The organism is Acetobacter lambici, assembly GCF_011516885.1.
Taxonomy (GTDB): domain Bacteria; phylum Pseudomonadota; class Alphaproteobacteria; order Acetobacterales; family Acetobacteraceae; genus Acetobacter; species Acetobacter lambici.
The window spans coordinates 1-571 of the sequence record NZ_WOTD01000178.1 but is presented as its reverse complement, the minus strand read 5'-3'; the positions used below and the strand labels follow the sequence as shown (position 1 = coordinate 571).

Below are 571 nucleotides of genomic sequence, written 5' to 3'. Positions count from 1 at the left end.
CCATGAAGCAACATCGCGTCTGGCCCGCTATCTGAACCCGATTGAACTGACCCGGGTCACGGGCCATCGCGACTTGAAGTCGCTCAATCGCTACTACCAACCCGTGCCTGGAGACATCGCAGACAAAACACGCTAGCTGCTAGTCAGGATAACCAAAGATAACCAGAGCGCGTTTAAAAAAAGCCTATGGCACGGTGAAGATGAAGACTGCCAACGCCAGGACCAGCACGGAGAAGAGAAACAGATCAGGATGCTGGCAGGTCAGGACCAGCGCACCCCGTCCGCGCTGACGGCGACGGCGTTTTTCAAACCTTTCGGTTTCAAAAAGCTTTTCCTCAATGAAGACATCAAGATCTTCCTGACGAAACAATCGCATACTGCCGATCTTGATGGACCGTGGGCCAATTCGCTGTGAAACCCAGTTGGCCAGCGTTCCCTTGGCGATCCCGAGATAATCCGCTGCTTCCTGATACCGCATCAATCCCCGCCTTACATATGCGGAAATGCGTTGTGAGCCGGACTTCTGTTCCAGACTATCCGGTTGAGACAAGCATTTTGCGTTTCGTGACAT

The 571-nt window shown here is 53.1% G+C and carries 1 protein-coding gene and 1 pseudogene; one reads left to right on the top strand and one right to left on the bottom strand.

Annotation, left to right across the window (positions count from 1 at the left end; translation table 11 throughout):
* Positions 1-136 (top strand): annotated as a pseudogene (locus tag GOB86_RS16295) (site-specific integrase); the annotation flags it as partial.
* Between the two features lie 48 nt (positions 137-184).
* On the opposite strand, the gene GOB86_RS15750 reads toward GOB86_RS16295, so the two are convergent.
* Positions 185-571: helix-turn-helix domain-containing protein (locus GOB86_RS15750; RefSeq protein ID WP_165993590.1), on the bottom strand; the 387-nt coding region annotated here is incomplete at its 5' end.